Raw genomic sequence first — 18,530 nt, 5'->3', positions numbered from 1 at the left:
TTTCTCCTGAATGCAAAACCGGCCTCAGTATACCCCCGTAAGGTAAACAGCTTGTGAGTGGACTCTGGCTGCTCTCAATCGCCACGCGATGACTCCCCCCGACAAAGGGAAGCCAAGACAAACAAGTCCCAGCACAGCGCTGATCAAAGACCAGTCAGAGACTCTCTTTCAACGCCTCGGCCAGATACGCCCGCCAGAATTCAGGCGTCGTCATAGCCGAGCGGGCGGCACGGTACCGTGCGGCCACGCCGCCATCCGCACCGTCGGCGCGCAGCTTCGCGATCAGCGCATCAAATCGGGCCGTCAGTTCGGCGGCCCGGGCATCGTCACGTTCGCGGATCACGCCCATCGTGCCGGCCGGATTCACGGCCAGAATCCGGCGTTTGCGGTGCATCACGCGCCACGGCGTGCACAGGCCGTCAATCGGGATGATGCCCAACGCATCATCCAACGGTTCGGAAACCGGAGCCGGAACCGGAGCGACCGTCGGAGCTATGGGCCGTCCAGCCAGACGCAAAGCCACCCGACGCAACTTGCGGACCGCCCGCCGCGGCAAGCTCACCGGTGCAGCCGCACCAACAGCCGCAACCGGAGCCTCGACCGGCGGCTCGAACGGCACGTTGCGATCGTTCGCAGCATCCTCCACCACGCGCATGTTCACATGGTCGGGCGCGCCTTCCAGCTCGCTCAGCGGCCGCAACCGTTCGGCCTTCGCCGCCTCGCCCATGAACAGCCGTTCCCCCACCGGATGCTCATAGTATTCGGGACCGCGCAGGTAGTCGTCGATCGCGTCGCACAGCAGTTCCATCGCAACGTAGCCAAACCGATGCTTCTCGTTGTCGAACAGGCTCTGCAGATACGATACCGTCGCGTTGATGTCGTTGAGCGGATCGGGCGTGAACGCCTGTTGGATCAGCAGATTGCGGTTCGACAGATACACTTCCACAGCCTGGTTCCACCTGAGGTCGAACGTATCGTGCCACACGCAGATGCCATTCAGCGTCATGAACCGCATGGTGCCGTGTTCCTGCAGACGCGTGCCGTATTCCACGTCGTCGCGGCGATAGAACAGCGGGATCGGCAGTCCGTTGGCGCGGATTTTCGTCATCGGCACGCACGAATACCACCACGCCGAGTACACGCCGACCATGTTCCGCGAGGGCATGATCTCCTCGTTGATCGTGATGTCATACTCGCGATCCATCAACAGTCGAGGCTTCAACGGCTGCAGGTACCGTTCAGGCTGAATCACGCCCAAGTCCTCCTGCTGCAGCTCATAGTTCGCGTTCGACATCATCGCGCCGGCGATGATCGCCTCCGCATACTCGTCCGATGCATACGTAAGCAACCGCACCGTGCGCTTGAACGATTCCGGGCAGACAGTCACGTCGTCGTCCATCATGAGCACATGCGTGGCCCAGCCGGCGTCCATCGCATGCAGCATACCCGCAGCAAAACCGCCGGCACCGCCCACGTTGCCGTTCGGAATCACCGTAATACCAGCCGTCTCATCGTTCACGGAATCCGGCAGCGTACGACCGTTGTCGACCACGGTCAGCCGGAAATGGTCATGCCACTGCGCAACTTCAAGCAACTGCGAGCGCAACGTTTCGATGTTGCCGGTAACCTGACGCTCCTTGCGGAACGTGGTCGTGACGATGTTGATACGCACATCGCGCGGAGCCGGCAGATCGGCCGAATCGACGCCATAACTCACGTTGCGGATCGTGACCGTCTGATCACCGGCGACGATGGTGAACGCGACAACCTGCGCATCCAGACCGGACGGATAGTCGATCACATACCGCAGCCAGCCGTCGGCGGTACGTTCCGGTTCAACGTCGACCGGACCTATCGCATGCTTTTCCACACGGTGGTACGCCATTTCGGTAAGCGTCACGTCCACCGGAGCGCTGGTCTCAAACACCAGCGTGGGCGTAAGATCGGGCCGCCCGGTATACAGCCGCCATTTGGCCAGCGAGAACGATCCGAAACACGTCATGAAATCAGCAAACCCATAGGCACCAATGCTAAACGGGCCACGGCCAACACCGCTGAAAAACGGAGATCTGACATACAGCCCACTGATGGCGCAGGAGGAAGTGGTGGATTCCAGAACAGGACGCGTCAGATCGACGAACACCGGTACACCTCCATGGTGAGTGTCGTTGTGTAGGGCAGTTGTCACTATCATTGTCCGTATCACCGACATAGACCGCGAACAGAAGGAACGGCATGGGATTCGCAACGAAGCTGAAGGACGTCACCAAACGGGCATTCGGGCGTGCGCCGGCCGGCTTGCCGGACCATACCGCGGCGGCGAGCGCCGGCGGCAGTGCCGGCACCGAGAGGAAGCGCAAGGCGCTGTATCTGATCGCGGAACCCGGGTACCCGAATTTCGGAGACGAGCTGATTGCTCGGGAATGGTTGCGGTATCTGGCCTCACGATGCCCTGATCGCGAGGTGATCGTCGATTGTGCGCGGCCCGGCCCGGCTGCGATGATTCTGCGTGGCGTGCATCCGCATGTTGAGTTCACTGATACGATGCGCCGGCTTGGCACCGAGAATCCGTTCCCCTACGACGGACCGATCGACGACATCGCACGGTTCGTCGCCGAGGCTCTTGACGATGAGGGCCGTGCAGCGCAGTATGCGGCCGGCATCCGCGTATTGCAGCGGGATGTGCGATCGATTCATATGCTGGGCGGCGGGTATATGCGTGGCGACTGGACGTGCAATCTGTCACGTCTGGCGATTGGCCCGTGGGCACGCCGGCATGGCATTCCGGTGGTCGGCACCGGGGTGGGATTGATGCCGATTTCCGGCGATTCTCTGACGTTCGCGCGTAACGCGGTCGCCGATTTCGACCGGTTCACCGTGCGGGATGAAAGTACGCTGGCCGCACTGAACGACGGCGGCGATAGTGCGGCTGCGCCGATCGCGAAGCTTGCACCCGACGACTGTTTTGTGAACGGACTTGAGGACTGTTACATGCCGGCCGAGGGGCTGCCGGATACGATGCTGTGTATTCAGTCCGATTTTATTGGTGACACGGAGGCGTTGCACGCGCACGTTATTGCGGTGCTTGACCGCTGGAATGTCGGCGTGCACGATCCGATCGGCGTTGCGGAATGCAATCCGGTGATCGACCGGCCGATCTACGACTATCTGCTGGCTCATGGATACGACAACGTGCGGTTCTATCCGGTCGCGGAGATTCTCGAGCGTGGATTCCCGGCCCGCACCGGCCAGCGTTGGCTGTCGACACGCTATCATCCGCATCTGCTTGCGGCGGCGATCGGCTGTTCCGGTTCATATATCGCCGTGGACCCGCAGTATTACAGCGTCAAGCATCATGCCGTGCTGCGCATGGGGTCGCATTGGACCGCCGCGCCGCTCGGCCAGCCCGCCCCCGAACCGGGTACCGGATTTGCCGATCCTACGCGTCGGTTCACCTACCGTGATCAGATCCGTACTACCGTCGACGCACTGTACAACGGATAACACGCGGTCTGGCATATCTACAGCGAGGTGCAAAGCGGAATATTCGTTGCATTCTCGACGAAGACGCGTTGGGGGCTGGTTTCCGGAATCATCTCCGAAAACCAGCCCCCAACATCACGCCAAGACAGCGAACACTGCTACTTAAGCACGTTCAGCTTCATACGATGCAGGAACGCAGCCATATCCTGACGCTTCACCGAACTCATGCCACGGAACGTCGTCGAACCATCAGACTCCTTCCAGCCCGTCGTCACGCCCGTCCTCGCAAGCCACGCGATATCCGCGGAATGAGGAGTAGACGACGTCACGTCCTTGAACGAGACGCCCTTGCCCAGAGTCGGCTTCGCCTTCTCATAATCCGCGAGACGACGCAGGAACGCGGCCATATCCTGACGCACCACACTATTCATCCCACGGAACTCAAACGAGCCATCAGACAGCCTCCAACCGGTCGAGATACCGGTCGAATACAGCCACATGATCTCCTTGTAATGCGGCGTCTTCGACGTGACATCCTTAAACGGATTCCTCACCTTCGACTCGTCAAACGACGGAGAACCGGCCAGACGATACAGGAACGCGGCCATATCCTGACGCTTCACCGAACTCATACCACGGAACTCAAACGAGCCGTCAGCACGCTTCCAACCAGTCGAAATACCCGCCGAAGCCAACCACTTGATATCATCGGCATGCGGCGTCGACGCGGACACATCCTCAAACGAGACCTTCGCCGAAGGCTCAGACGGCTTCGACGGCTGCGCCTTGACCGTGACCTTCCTCCTGACAGTCGCCTTGTTGCCCGCCTTGTCGGACACCACATACGTGAGCGTGTACGAGCCAGACTTCGACGTATCCACCGAACCCGACACCACGATCCGAGACGTCACATCACCATCCACCGCATCACGCGCACTCACGCCGGCCCTCGGATCAAACTTGGCCCCATACTCCACCGACACGTCGTCGACACCAGACAACACCGGCGCCGTCGTATCCGGCACAGCCTTGGCGATAAGCTTCAGATGCGCCTTCAACGGCATTGCGGCGGCACCCGTGGCATACGTATACGTCACGTCCTTCGTGCCACTCAGCCCGGTCAGCTTCGTGCCGTTCAACGTCGCGCCCTTCACCTCGCTCACTTTCGCGCCATCGAACCATGATGCCACCGACGACAGGTCGAATGTCGACCCCGCATACGTTGCCTGATACACGGCAGGCTTGATTCCGGAGGTCTGTCCGAGCGCACCTTGGTATGCGGTCGGGAGCTTCAACGCCACCAGCGGATTGCCATCTACATAGGCGCCGGATGCCTCGGCGGCCGAGCGCGAAGACGAAGCGCCAGCCAAAGTCTCGTTCTTCGACAGATCCAACGCCGTGAGGGAGTTGTTCTCCGCCTGGAGCACGTAAAGATTCGTATTGCGCGTCGTATCCAATGACCGCAACTTGTTGTTCGCCACATACAGCGATCTCAGCGCGGCATTATGCGATACGTCAAGCGAGCTCAACGCATTGTCAGATGCGTTGAGCCGTGCCAGTGCGGCGCTACGCGATACATCAAGCGACGTCAGCTTATTGCCCGACACATCCAATGTGGTGAACGCGGAACTTTGCGGCGCGGTAAAGGACTGCAACTCGTTGTGGGAAGCGTCCAGATATTCAAGTTTCGTGTTCTTGGCCACGTCCAGCTGAGACAGCTTATTGATGCCTGCATCGAGGAACGCGAGCTTCGGATTCTTCGACACGTCCAGGGATGTAAGATGGGTGGCGTTCAAATCCAAGCTCTCCAGTTTCGGATTCTTCGACACATCAATCGACGTCAGCGGACTATCACGCAGATCGATATCGACAAGGGAGGGACTATGCGTCACATCAATCGAGGTGATCGCATTACCATCCGCATTCAACTGGGTAAGCTTTGGATTATTCGGCATATTCAGCGTCGTCAGCTGGTTGTCCTGTACCCAGAGCGTTTCCAACGCCGGATTATGCGACAGGTCAAGCGACGTCAGTTGGTTGCCATCCAAATACATCTCGGTGAGTTTCGAATTGTGTGATACATCCAATGTCGTCAGCTCGTTATCGCTCAGATCTAGTTTTTTCAATTGAGGATTATGCGACAGGTCAATTGAGTCGAAACCGCCGACACCGGCCACGCCGGACACCTCGAGTGATACGAGCTTCGGATTGTGGGATACGTCAATCGCCGAAGGGCGCGGGATCTGAAGCTCCTCCAGATTGGGGAACCATTGCAGCACCTGCGACAGATCGTTTCCCTCGGCATACGTGCATGAGATGATCGTGACGGCGTTCCGCTCCGTGACGCTCAGCCTGCCGTCCTCATCGGCGTCAATCGGATCACCGTTTTGCGGTTCTTCGATGCATGTCCGGAACCCATCTTCGGGAAAATAGGTCTCGTCGATGGGAATGTCACCGGTTACATCTGCCGCCAACGCGACCGGCGCACCGCCGGCCAGCATCGCAACCGATGCGGTTACTGCCGCTGCGGCCCCCAACGCCTTCTTGATGCTTTGCATGGAATCTTCCTTTCCATTGTGATATATGGCGCCATCGCCATACCCCCCCCCTATCATAGCGCATCCCCCTTGTCCACACGGCGAAACATGGATTCTTTGCCCCCCATCCGTCAGTGCAAGGATCCCGGGAAAACAAACTTATCGTCCCGAATTTCTTGCACTCAGCCCAGCCTGGCACAAGAAATTCGGGAGCATGCGCCACTTTTCCCGAATTTCTTGCACTGAGTCAATCTAAGCGCAAGAATTTCGGGACGAATGGGCTCATTTCCCGAATTTCTTGCGCTCGACGTTCAAACACGCTGGCATGTCTGCGTACATGCCAATGAGAAACACTACTTCAGTACGTTCGTCTTCATCCGGTGCAGGAACGCAGCCATATCCTGGCGCACCACGGCGTTCATGCCACGATACGTGCCATCAGGCCATCCGGCGGTGACGCCCGTGCGGGCCAGCCATGCAATATCTGCCGCATGCGGCGTTTTCGTCGTCACATCACGAAACGATACGGGCGTCCCAAGCGCAGGGGCGGCCTTCTGGTAATCGGCCAGACGATGCAGGAACGCGGCCATATCCTGCCGCTTCACCGAAGCCATGCCCCGGAACTCCTTGCCGCGCGGCGTATCCCAACCCGCGGAGATACCGGTCGAGGCAAGCCACAGGATTTCCTTGTAATGCGGGGTCTGTGGCGTTACATCAGAGAACGGATTGCCGACCCGAGACACATCGAACGCCGGCGAACCCGCCAGACGGTACAGGAACGCGGCCATGTCCTGCCGGTACACGGAAGTCATGCCATGGAACGTACCGTCCTCGTATCCGGAACTGATGCCGCTGCCCGCCAGCCATTCGATATCATCCACATGCGGCGTGGACCATGTCACGTCGGCGAACGTCCGCTCGGTGAAGGTCACACGCCACGAGCCGTCACGGGAACCAGGACGGGACAACACGCCGGGCAGTACCGACACGGTAATGGTTTGATCAACATCGGTGGAGTTCTTGGCGCTCAGCATCTCATAGTCCTGCCACTGCTTGATCGTACCGACAGAGCCGGCTCCTCCGACGTTCTGCGGCGCCCCCAGCAACGCGCAGATTCGATTGTAGACCGAAGCATATTGGACATTGCCGCTGCCGTTCTTCAGCCAGTCAGCGGCGGACTGCCTGCGACTGCCCAAGGCCCATCGGAATCCGCCGGAGAATGATCGCGTCGTGCCCCAGTATCGTCCGCCGCCGATACGATCATGGATGACCAGCGAATCAGCACGATCTGCGGGAACTCCGGACTGGTGCAAAGCGAGGGTGAACATACGCCAACTTTCCAAGTCATCGTCATCGGCGTTGGACACGCTCACGGCAAGCGTACGACCAGGCTTCAGCGTGTACGTGTACGTGGTGTAGTACCGATCGGCCGTGGCATCGGTCGAATCGACCGCATCGTGGAACGATATCGTTTCCGACATACCATTAACAGCCGTACGCACCGGATGTTCTGCGAAGTTCGGCGTATACAGCATCGATTGGTACTGCTTGACGTTGGCCCGATAATAGTCGATGGCGGAAGCCAGTTGCCGGTTGATGCGGTACGTTGCACCGCTCGCGCGGGTCGTCTGTTCGGATGACACATCGGCACCATCGGCATACGAGGACGGAGCAGCCACCGCCATACCGGTCAGAGACAACGCCATGACCGCAACCACATCTGCCGCACGTCGCCATGCCAATGAAATCCTGCGATGCTGACGCATAAGCCAAACCTTTCTTCATGACCATCACTCGCAGTCTCATTGTACGTGTTGTGTTTCTATTGGGAACTCGGGCAGACGAGCCTCGATATGCCGACGACGTATACTAGCTATGGACGAACGTACAGCGTCGTACGCCGACACCGAATGATTGGAGAGAGCGTGATGAGGGTACATCATCGTATATCAGCGGCGCTATTCGCCGTGATGATTTCTGCGACCATGGTTATGGTCGAAACTCCGGCGGCATTTGCGGCATCTTCCTTCCGCGATGTGTCGTCGTCGACGCCGCATGTGGATGATATCGAGTGGCTGGCCTCCGCGGGTATCTCGACCGGTTGGAGGGAGGCCGATGGCTCTGCCACGTTCCGTGGGATGAGCAGTGTGAAGCGTCAGGATATGGCGGCGTTCCTGTATCGTCTGGCGGGCAGTCCCGCGTTCGACGAGTCGAAGGCGGGGAACCCGTTCCGTGACGTCACGTCGAAGACGCCGCATTACAAGGAGATCCTGTGGCTCGCGTCGACGGGCGTGACGACCGGCTGGACGGAGAGGGACGGTTCGAGGACGTTCCGCGGGATGAACAGCGTGGTGCGCCAGGACATGGCCGCGTTCCTGCGTCGTCTGGCCGATTATGAGAAGGCCAGCCCGGCGCTGGGTGCAGACGTCGCGTTCGGGGACGTGTCCGCTTCCACTCCGCATAGCGCTGACATCGCGTGGCTGGCGAAGACGGGCGTGACGACGGGCTGGACGGAGAGGGACGGTTCGAGGACGTATCGTGGCATGAGGCCGGTGGTGCGCCAGGACATGGCCGCCTTCCTGCACAGAATGAACACCAACGTACTGACTGCCCAATCACCGCAGCCCGACAAACCGACAACTCCTGACAAACCATCACAACCCGACAAGCCATCGCAGCCAAGCGAACCAACAAAACCAAACAAACCAACGACTCCCGATGCCGAACCAGACACGGAAGCCCCCATCTTCAGCGGCGTGCAGAACATCACCCTTGACTTCAACACGAAATTCGACCCCATGGCCGGAGTCACGGCGACAGACAACCACGATGGCAACGTTACAAACCAAATCCGCATCGTCTCCAACAACGTGGACGTCACGACCGCGGGCCTGTTCACGGTGGAATACGAGGTGACAGACAGCGCGGGTAATCAGGCCGATGTCACACGTTACGTAACTGTCAATCCAGTGCCGTGGGACAACGGCCCCAGCATGCGCATGCAGGTCGGGAAAACCGTTCAACTCGATAACAAGAATCTCGACGCGGCCCGATGGTCCAGTGACAAACCCGGTGTGGTATCGGTTGACGCACACGGATTGCTGACCGCCAAACAGGGCGGAACGGCGACCATCACGGCGCGTATCGGGAACTCCACGCTGCGTTGCACCGTGGAATCAGTGTACGACTATCAGTTCTATTTCCTCCGCAATTACGCAAAGGACGGCATCTACGGCGACAGCGTCTTCATCTATGTGAAAACGAACGATCCGAATCCGGACAGTCTGAACGTCACCATCAACGGAACGACCTTCGTCGACCTGAGCGGCGCCGACGCCTGCGCTTATCTGGATCTCTCCAAATCCAATATCGACTGCACCGACGACGGTTACGTCCACAAGCTGCGGAAGGCTCCCGGCGGCTTCGTGGGCACATTGGACGTTCCCGACCCGACCAACGAATACGATTTCAGCTGGTCGAGCGCCGACGGCAAGGACACCATCCAATCAGTACGGCAATTCACGCTGACGGCCAGCGATTACGACAAGGAGGAAACCGCGTGGATCGATGGCATCATCGCCCGACACTCGACCGCAACCATGACTCCTGTCGAGAAGATGGACGCCATCACCGACTATCTACGGGACGATGCGGGATTCACCTACTATCTCAGCATGCGCGGCGATGACGGGCAACTGATGCCGGTCGATCTTGCATTGGGCGACAGAGCGTCCGATCAACCGTTCTGGATACGAAAAACGTGGGATTCCTATGTCTCACCGGCTGTGTTGGCCGAGATCGCCAATCGTATCGGCGGGTGGGACGAACCGGCCAGAAGCATGTACGGCGATTATCCGTACGGGTCTCAGGAATGGAAGAACAACCATTACAAAATGGTTGTGGTCTATAAGGGAGTGAGCTACTACTTCAACGCGACACCGTATACCTCATCGGGCATCATCGATCCCGACACCATATCGGGTGTGGATCTTGCGGATACGTCATGGATGTATCCGGTACCCAATGTCCAAGGACGATGACAGCGCTGCAGCCGGAAATCATCACGTCTTGCATAGTCTTGCATAGTATCCGTCGCACGGATCCGGAGTAGGGTGGATAACGACGGAAGAAAGAAGGAGCATCATGAGAACAATCTCACGATATCTAGGAATCGCGGCGGTCATAGCCATGCTGACGGCTCCCGCCCAGGCGATGGCCGCAGATGCTGGAACCCCGATCGACGTGACCACGTTCCCGGATCCCGTACTGCGCGCCTACGTGCAGCAGCATGCGGATCTCAACCACGACAATGCACTGAGCGCCATCGAAGCCGACCTGTTCGTCGACATCCAGCTGGCGAAAACGCCCAGTGACCCCGATTCGGTCAAGGTCCACAATGCCAAGGGCATCGAATACTTCCCGAATCTGCGCAACCTGAATCTGTACTCGAACAACCTGTCCAGCATCGACCTGTCGCACAACCCCAAACTGCAGTCCGTCAGCCTGTGCAACAGCCACAACCTCACCAAGGTCGACCTGTCGCATAACCCGGACCTGTGGTTCTTCGCCGCGAACATGGCTGGACTCACGTCACTGGACGTCTCGCACAACCCCAAATTGCAGACGCTCAACGTCGCAGGCAACCATCTGTCCTCGCTCGACCTGTCTCCATACGCGAACATCACCAGCTCGTGGATCGACTACAACCCGCTGCTGGCGCTGAAGGCCGGCTCGGGCATCACGTTCACCAACGATCAGAACAAGGACAGGCAGCCGGTACAGGGGTGGGATCCGTACGAGCGCGGATACGAGCTGAGCTACCCCAAGTCCGGTTCGGTCGACATGAGGACGTTGGTGCCATGGTTCGATGCGACCAAAGTCAGCGATGTCAAGGGAGCGACGCTGTCCGGCACGACGCTGAAGGATCTGACGAGTACGGTGACATACACGTACGCGATCGGCAACGGTCAGGTGCTGCACGCGAAGATCGATGTGACCAACATACCGGCTGTCGTCACCTATGACGGCAACGGCGCCACCGGCGGCTCCACAGCCGCGCAGAAGCTCGACCAATACATGCCGTATTTCAACGTGGCACAAAACGGGTTCACCCGTGGCGGGTACACGTTCGTCAATTGGAATACCGCGAAGGACGGCAACGGCACGGCGTACGAACCAGGCGACATGGCCGGCGCGAACGGTTCGATGACGCTGTACGCGCAATGGAAGAAGGTCGAGCAGAACACCAGCAAGCCAAGTGCCCCCGACACCGGCAAGCCAGACAATTCCGGGAACGACTCGGACACCGGCAAGCCCGGTAATTCCGGCGGCAATTCAGAATCCGCCGTCATCTCCTTCCGCGACGTGAACTCGAAAACGCCACACGTCTCCGACATCAAGTGGCTGGCCACGGAAGGCATTTCGACCGGATGGAAGGAACAGGACGGCACCTATACGTTCCGCGGCATGAACGCAGTGGTCCGTCAGGATATGGCCGCGTTCCTGTACCGTCTGGCAGGCTCCCCGACATTCGATGCCAGCAAGGCGAAGAACCCGTTCCGCGACGTCACGTCGAAGACCCCACACTACAAGGAGATCCTGTGGCTCGCGTCGACGGGCGTGACGACCGGATGGACCGAAAAGGACGGATCCAAGACCTTCCGCGGCATGAACGCGGTGAAACGTCAGGACATGGCCGCATTCCTGCATCGGCTCGCGAACCATATGAAGCTCAAGCCAGCGTTGGGCAAGAGCGTGTCGTTCAAGGACGTGAACGTATTGACGCCGCATGCGGCTGACATCGCATGGCTGGCCCGCACCGGCGTAACAACCGGCTGGACCGAAAAGGACGGATCCAAGACCTTCCGCGGCACGAATTCGGTGGTTCGTCAGGATATGGCCGCGTTCCTGCACCGGCTTGCCGAACTCGGCAAGGGAGGCTCCGATAACACCGATGCCACGCCGTCTGACGTGTACTACAAGAACTGCGCCGAGGTGAAAGCCGCCGGCAAGGCCCCGCTCCACCGCGGCCAGCCGGGATATCGTCCCGGACTCGATCGTGACGGCGACGGCGTAGCCTGCGAATAACGGCGTCCCGACATAGTGAAAGAGGCTCGGAGAAAATATCTCCGAGCCTCTTTCACTGCATGATCAGTCGAAGACAATGTTGCTTGGAACCTCATCGATGCTGTGGTACATGACCGGATACCAGTATCCGTCCGGCCTGCATTCGGTGACTCCCGCACGGTTGACGAATTCCTTACGACTGGAAGGAGGATTGCCGAAAGTAAGGACGTTGATCTTCCCGTAATCCTTGGCACTGCATGTCGAAAGACCGGTCGGACGCTTATGCGGCCATCCTAGGGAGATGCCGTAATACATCATCCATGCGATCTCTTTCCAATGAGGCGTGCGGTCACTGACGTCCACGAACACCGCATTGGTGATGTTGTCTCCCGAAAGCGACAGATAACCACTCCAGTACGAATCGGTGAACGCGTCGAGCGAGTTGAGATCTATGCCGGCCAGACGATTGAGGAACGCGGCCATATCCTGACGCACGATCGCCCGCGTACCGCGAAACACATGAGCACCATTGGACTGCTTCCATCCCTCGGTCACGTTGACGGACGCCAGCCATGCGATATCCTCCGCATGCGGGGTGTCGGCGTTCACGTCCGTAAACGAGATCTGTGACGGAGCATCCACCTTGGGCCCGTTGCTTCCGACCAGGCGATGCAGGAACGCCGCCATGTCCTGACGCACCACAGCGCCCATGCCCCGGTATACGCGGGAACCGTCCGCACGCTGCCACCCGGTGGAGATGCCCTTCGACGCCATCCACCAAATCTCCTTCGCATGCGGCGTCGCACTGGTGACATCCGCAAAATACGCCTTGTCCTTCGCGGACGGGGTGAAGGCCGGAGAGCCAGCCCAACGGTACAGGAATGCGGCCATATCCTGACGTTTCACCGACAATCCGCCGCGAAAATCACGGAAATGGTCATAACCCTTGTACTGTATGTTGCTCTTTTTCGCGCCAAATGCCGGAGATGCGTTGGCGAATGCACCCGGGCATATGTCTTCGCCGACCGTCGGATCATCAACCCACATGCAAGAGTTCTCGATGTACAGCACCCATTTCGCCTGTGCAGGCACCGCCATCGCAGCCATGCACGTCACTGCGGCAAGGGAGGCCACCGCCGCTTTCACCACACGTTTGACAGTGCCAACGGCTCTCATATCGCGGGCTACACCCGCACCGTTACGGCTTGATCTCTTCATCATCGAATACGTCCCTTCTCTTCTCTCATGTCGGACAGCATCATTATAAAGCGCGGTCGGTCCCGCCACGATGGGTCACAGAGAACCGTCCCCTTCCAGTCACAGATGCCGTACTGCCTTGATCTTGAACGCACATTGTCATCGTCATACGCCGGATCCCACACGACGCAGGAACGCGGCCATGTCCTGACGCAGGATCATGCTGCCGCCGCGGAACTCATGCGCGCCGTTCTTCGTCAGCCAACCGGTCGTTATGCCGGCACGCGCCAGCCATACGATATCCTCCGCATGCGGTGTCTGCGCATCGACATCAGCGAACGTCATGCCGTTGCCAAGCGAAGGATTCGCGCCCATATACGTTGCGAACCGCCGCAGGAACGCGGCCATATCCTGACGTTTCACCGTGGCGTCGCCGCGGAACGTTCTGGAACCGTCGTCTTCCGTCCACCCCTCGGCAATGCCGGCAGCCGCCAGCCACAGCACTTCCTTGCAGTGCGGGGTGCCGTCGTCCACGTCCACGAACGGATTATCGGCCTTCGTCTCGTCGAACAGCGGAGATCCTGCCAAACGGTACAGGAACGCGGCCATATCCTGACGTTTCACAGGACTCATGCCACGGAACACGGCCGCGCCTGTGGCGGCATCAGTCCAACCGGCGGCGATGCCGCGGCACGAGAGCCATCGAATATCATCCGCATGCGGAGTGGCCGCGGTCACGTCATCGAACGATGCCGTGCACTTACCCAGCGATTCATCTGCGACCTGCGAGATATCCGTCGTTACCGCAACGAATGGCAACGCCACATACGATCCATCACGAAACCGAAACTGCAACGAGGCACGCACCGACGCCAATGGCTCATTCGCCACGCCGCGGTTGGCACGGATGACCGTGCGCACCGCGTTCTCCACCGTCGTGCCACGTGAGTCAGCCACCGCAGCAGTATCCGTCACCTGCACCGAGTCCGATACCATATGGTTCCCACCGTCTGCAACCACCGACGGATGCGATGCGACCCACAGGCGTCGGTACCGATAATCGGCGACCGGCAATGTCTCGCTGGTACGTGGCTCGACTGACGTGACGGATCCTTTGCCGGTATCGGCGGAAACCGTGACGCTCGTCGCGTCGGCGTCATCGGTTCCACCGCAATACGCGGTCTCATTGGTCAGCGGATCTACGGTGTCGAGATACAGGTACTGCGCATTCGTTTTGTCCGTCACCATGAGATCCGTCATACGGAACGCATCGAACGCGATACAGGAGCCTGCGACGACCTTGGCGAGTGCCGTGTGCACACGGTAGTCGTACCGTACCGTCACCACACCGTCCGTAACGCTCAAACGAGGTTCTGCGAGCGTCACCAGATCGGAAACCGATGCCACGGGAACGGATACGCCCGCCATATCAGATGCGACGGGGGCGGCAATGCCATTGACGATCCCGTCTTTGCGCGCCACGTGTGCATACAGTTGGATCACGCCATCGTGCACGTATGGTGAAAGCGTCTCCCAATCGGTGGTGCCCGCCACGAGACGGATACGGAATACCGCCGATCCCGTCGCGTCGGCAACGGCGCATGAGCCGTCATATCCGTCGCTGTAATACGTACGCGGGTCGGAGAACTGGTTGAGATTCGCACAATATGTCACGCCGGCGTCCAATCCGTGCGCGGTGACGGCAACCGACGGCACCATCGCATCGTCTTCTGCGGACAACCGACCGTCCGTGTCGCCACCCGCATTGTCGTCGGCTGAAGCGCTGCCGATACGCACATCGCGGTACCACGGGCCGCTTGGTGTACCGTAGACGAACGTGACGGCGGATGCGGGAGCCGTCTCGGCCGTATCCGCATACGCGAACGGCACGTGGACCGTGAGCATTCCTACCAGCAATGCAACGGCAACCCGTAGAGTACGCTTCTTCATACCGGCCTTCTTCCCGAGTGGATGGCTGCATGCCACACCTGCCACCATCGTGCCGTCGACACGACCACGGCACCCCTCATACGATGACGAATTCGGTCAGATGACTGCACAGCAGCAACGCATAGCCGCAGACGACCAGTCCGCCTATCCACATGTTCAGTGTAATCGTCTTGCGCACGCGCAACCCGAAATCCGGCAGCAACGCGAGCAACGGGACAAGAACTGGGACGAAATACCGGCTTTGCATGCCGTCGGCGTACGTCCCCAATCTATCGGCGGTCAAGACGACGCCACGTCCCACCAGCATCATCGCCGCACAGGTCAGTACGTAAAAACCGATGACCGTCAACACCAACGCCGCACGATCACTGGGTAGCAGCATGCGCGTGAAGCCGCTCCCTTTCAGAGCCAGCAACACGCATGCCAGCAGCACACACAGCATCACCGAATTGGGCAGCATGGTGTCTTCCGTTCCGGTGAAGAGCTGAAGGTTGCGCGCCATATTATGCCGATCAAACTCGGCATTCAGATCAAGCGGCTGAATCAACGTGACCCACAACGTGCGCACGAAATCAGCCGGATGACCAAGGAGCAGCCGCTTGGCCTCCTGATACTGCGCAAGGTCGAAATTCGACCCGATCAAAGGCGGAATGTCACCAATGCGACTCGTCCACGCCAGAAACGCCGCCGATCCGCAAGCCGCAGGAATCAGCACACGCCAGTCGCAGCGGAATCTTCGGCGGCCTTCCTCTGCGTCAGGATCCGCGGCAAATCCCAGCATCACCACGGGCAACAGCAACATGACGCATGTGCTTTTCGAAAGGCAGCATGCGACGGCGAGCACGGACAGGCCGATGATGTGCGGCCATGTCAAACGGCTGCACTGCCGGCATCGGAACACATACGCCATGATCAGCAGCGATACGGCATTGGTGACCGCATCCGCCGTCGGAAACGTGAACGAAAAGAACACCGTCGGCAGCAGCGCGACCGCGGCGACGGCATATCGCGCACTCCCCGCCAGGCGGATGGCCGCGATCACCGCTATCGTCGAACAGAGCAATGTCACCACGGATGCAAGCGCGAAATCGTGTTGTCTGATGAAACCGGCGACGAGCGACGGATAGTATGCAAACGGCGAGTTCACCGCAGTGTTGTTGAACGCTTCAAACACGCCATCGGGGTTGTACCAGCCCCATAGATCACGGCCGTCAGGGCTGGGCTGCGGCAGCCATTGGCCGGATGCGATCTGCTGGGCGCGCCGCCAATGCGTGCCGCGGTCATTGCGCGCCGGATATCGGTCATTGCAGATGAGTATGAGTCCCGACACCACAGTCACCATGCCGTAGAGCAGTTCCAGTTTGATTTCTGCCAGCTTGGATATCACCGCTTGGCAAGCGGCATGCCGCCATTCCGCCATGTCTTCCTCCCTCGCACGGGGTTCGTGCGGCCCATACCGGGCGGCACGCGGTCACACCACCGTCGTGTCATCATCGGCCATTCTGCCTGCCATCATATCGAACACATCCGAAGTGGCCGTTATCATAAGGATTTCGTGCGACACCATCGTTCATGCTTCGATCACACCGCCGCTCCGCTCTCGACGCGAGTTTCGACCACGCTGCAGGTGGCCACTCTTGCCTTGGCACTGGCGGTACTGATATTTCTTGCAGTGCTGTCAATCCTGTCAACCGGGTATTTCAATCCTGTCGACGATCCGAAGCTGGGACGCGTGTTCCGCGAGGGAATGACGCTGCATCATGGCCTGCCATCCATGTGGTTCATATTAGGGGTCATAATCTTGAGCGCCGTGGTCATCGTCATCGCCAGACTATGGACGAGCATCATTCCGAAGACGAGACTGGGACTGTTCACCGGCATATATACGCTGTCCATGGCCGTATTGTGGATCACGGCTTTGAACATCACCGGGAAAGTCTACGACTACAGCGATTCGACCAGTCTGATCAACGCCGCCAACGCCTTGGTCGAAGGCAAGGTCGCTGAATTCGTTCCACAGCCCGACTCTTTGTTGTCCACCTACAGTTATTTCTCCTGGTATCCGTTCCAGACCGGCGCGATGCTGTGGTTCGCCCTAGTCTTCAAACTGTTCGGCACAGGCAATCTGTTCGCGTTTCAAATCATCAACGCGATCATGCTGGGCGGCATCGGATATATGCTGCAGCGTATCGGGGCCGCGCTCGGTCTTTCCGAGCAGGGACAGCGCATGGAGACGCTGCTGATCATGACTTCGATGCCGTTCGTCACGTCGGCGGCGTTCATATATCCGAATACTGCCGGACTGTTCTTCGTGATGTTGTCGCTGATGGCTGCGTTACGGGCCGTACGGCAGCGATCCAGCCTCGCCTGCATGGCGTGGATCGTGCTGTGCTTCGTGATCGGGGCCGTGGCCGTCATGATCAAAGGAACCGTGATCCTGTTTGTGATCGCCTATGCGCTGGTGCTGGGCATCTGCGCGATCCGCGACCGACGGTATTGGATGGTTCCCGTCACATTCGCTCTGTTGTACGCGGCGAACAAGGCGTCGGTCATTCCCCTGCTGATTGTCGAGCATGCGGTAGGTCAGCACTTTGGCCCGGGACTTCCCCAATCCTCCTGGATCGCCATCGGACTGACGCAGAACAGCACCTATACGACCATGCCGGGATGGTGGTATAACGAGGCGATTCAGGTGTATCGGAGGACCGGCGGAGACACCGTCTTGATGCAGCAGGCCGCCAATGCGACCATTGCCGCCGCATTGCATGGTTTCGCCGCCAACCCGCTATCCGCAGTCTCGTTTGTCGTCAACAAACTCGCCTCGGAATGGGCGGAACCCACCTATCAGACACTGTATTATTCGGCTTTGGCCGAGCGTCGGAGCAATGGTCCCATCGCATCGTTGCTGTTCTTCGGACGAAGCAATACGATCGCGCTGTCCTTCGCCAACATTCATCAGACCGTCGTATATACGTTTGCCGGCGTCGGTATGGCAACCGGATTGCATCGGCGTTGGATGCAGCAGCCGAACGATGATACGACCCGCTCGGATACGATGTTGTTCCTTGCGATGATTCTGCTGGGCGGTTTCGGATGTTTCCTGCTCTGGGAAGCGAAAAGCGTCTACACTTTCCCCTTCGCCCTGATGCTTATGCCGCTGGCCGCGGACGGTCTGGCGGCAACGGGCGATCTGCTGTTCCGGCGCTGCCTCGGATTCAGGATTCACGCGTGATAAACGCAATGGGGTGGGCGGCCCGTCAGCCACCCACCCCATTGCCTGCAGCGGAATCGTCCGGT

The 18,530-nt window shown here is 59.2% G+C and carries 10 protein-coding genes; 4 read left to right on the top strand and 6 right to left on the bottom strand.

The window, feature by feature from the left end; genetic code table 11:
• Positions 1-154: 154 nt before the first annotated feature.
• The gene (locus DSM100688_RS03170) at positions 155-2,002 is read right to left on the bottom strand and encodes a glycosyltransferase (protein ID WP_163146989.1); all 1,848 of its coding nucleotides are present in this window, start codon (positions 2,000-2,002) and stop codon (positions 155-157) included.
• Between the two features lie 233 nt (positions 2,003-2,235).
• Between DSM100688_RS03170 and DSM100688_RS03165 the strand changes: the two genes are divergently transcribed.
• A complete protein-coding gene (locus DSM100688_RS03165; protein WP_152357721.1) occupies positions 2,236-3,504 on the top strand; it encodes a polysaccharide pyruvyl transferase family protein in 1,269 nt (422 codons plus the stop codon).
• A gap of 137 nt (positions 3,505-3,641) precedes the next feature.
• Here DSM100688_RS03165 and DSM100688_RS03160 read toward each other — a convergent pair whose 3' ends face one another.
• Positions 3,642-6,041, bottom strand: coding sequence for an immunoglobulin-like domain-containing protein (locus DSM100688_RS03160; RefSeq protein ID WP_163146988.1), 2,400 nt, complete (start codon positions 6,039-6,041; stop codon positions 3,642-3,644).
• A 332-nt stretch (positions 6,042-6,373) separates the two neighbouring features.
• A complete protein-coding gene (locus DSM100688_RS12010; RefSeq protein ID WP_163146987.1) occupies positions 6,374-7,726 on the bottom strand; it encodes an S-layer homology domain-containing protein in 1,353 nt (450 codons plus the stop codon).
• Between the two features lie 279 nt (positions 7,727-8,005).
• On the opposite strand from DSM100688_RS12010, the gene DSM100688_RS03150 reads away from it, so the two are divergent.
• Positions 8,006-10,060: an immunoglobulin-like domain-containing protein gene (locus DSM100688_RS03150; protein WP_170286271.1), complete on the top strand. Its 2,055-nt coding sequence runs from the start codon at positions 8,006-8,008 to the stop codon at positions 10,058-10,060.
• Between the two features lie 103 nt (positions 10,061-10,163).
• Positions 10,164-12,107: an excalibur calcium-binding domain-containing protein gene (locus DSM100688_RS12265; protein ID WP_152357717.1), complete on the top strand. Its 1,944-nt coding sequence runs from the start codon at positions 10,164-10,166 to the stop codon at positions 12,105-12,107.
• 63 nt (positions 12,108-12,170) lie between these two features.
• On the opposite strand, the gene DSM100688_RS03140 is transcribed toward DSM100688_RS12265, so the two are convergent.
• The 3 genes from DSM100688_RS03140 to DSM100688_RS03130 all read right to left on the bottom strand — a co-directional run bounded on the left by DSM100688_RS03140 (position 12,171) and on the right by DSM100688_RS03130 (position 16,653).
• Positions 12,171-13,373, bottom strand: coding sequence for a hypothetical protein (locus DSM100688_RS03140; protein WP_152357716.1), 1,203 nt, complete (start codon positions 13,371-13,373; stop codon positions 12,171-12,173).
• A gap of 75 nt (positions 13,374-13,448) precedes the next feature.
• On the bottom strand, positions 13,449-15,233 hold the full coding sequence (locus tag DSM100688_RS03135) for an S-layer homology domain-containing protein (protein ID WP_163146847.1): 1,785 nt from the start codon (positions 15,231-15,233) through the stop codon (positions 13,449-13,451).
• Between the two features lie 76 nt (positions 15,234-15,309).
• Positions 15,310-16,653: a DUF2142 domain-containing protein gene (locus tag DSM100688_RS03130; protein WP_152357714.1), complete on the bottom strand. Its 1,344-nt coding sequence runs from the start codon at positions 16,651-16,653 to the stop codon at positions 15,310-15,312.
• On the opposite strand from DSM100688_RS03130, the gene DSM100688_RS03125 reads away from it, so the two are divergent.
• The gene (locus DSM100688_RS03125) at positions 16,624-18,465 is read left to right on the top strand and encodes a glycosyltransferase family protein (RefSeq protein ID WP_163146846.1); all 1,842 of its coding nucleotides are present in this window, start codon (positions 16,624-16,626) and stop codon (positions 18,463-18,465) included. The two genes, DSM100688_RS03130 and DSM100688_RS03125, sit on opposite strands and share 30 nt — an antisense overlap.
• The last annotated feature ends 65 nt before the right edge of the window (positions 18,466-18,530 follow it).

It is taken from the genome of Bifidobacterium ramosum, from assembly GCF_009299505.1.
Taxonomy (GTDB): Bacteria; Actinomycetota; Actinomycetes; order Actinomycetales; family Bifidobacteriaceae; genus Bifidobacterium; species Bifidobacterium ramosum.
The sequence above is the reverse complement of the archived record's forward strand: the minus strand, read 5'-3'. Positions and strand labels throughout refer to the sequence as shown.

Bases quoted from the DNA above. Each gene is read 5' to 3' on its own strand.
- DSM100688_RS03170 (WP_163146989.1), bottom strand. From the start codon at position 2,002: ATGACGTGTTTCGGATCGTTCTCGCTGGCCAAATGGCGGCTGTATACC.
- DSM100688_RS03165 (WP_152357721.1), top strand. From the start codon at position 2,236: ATGGGATTCGCAACGAAGCTGAAGGACGTCACCAAACGGGCATTCGGG.
- DSM100688_RS03160 (WP_163146988.1), bottom strand. From the start codon at position 6,041: ATGCAAAGCATCAAGAAGGCGTTGGGGGCCGCAGCGGCAGTAACCGCA.
- DSM100688_RS12010 (WP_163146987.1), bottom strand. From the start codon at position 7,726: ATGGCGTTGTCTCTGACCGGTATGGCGGTGGCTGCTCCGTCCTCGTAT.
- DSM100688_RS03150 (WP_170286271.1), top strand. From the start codon at position 8,006: ATGGTTATGGTCGAAACTCCGGCGGCATTTGCGGCATCTTCCTTCCGC.
- DSM100688_RS12265 (WP_152357717.1), top strand. From the start codon at position 10,164: ATGAGAACAATCTCACGATATCTAGGAATCGCGGCGGTCATAGCCATG.
- DSM100688_RS03135 (WP_163146847.1), bottom strand. From the start codon at position 15,233: ATGAAGAAGCGTACTCTACGGGTTGCCGTTGCATTGCTGGTAGGAATG.
- DSM100688_RS03130 (WP_152357714.1), bottom strand. From the start codon at position 16,653: ATGGCGGAATGGCGGCATGCCGCTTGCCAAGCGGTGATATCCAAGCTG.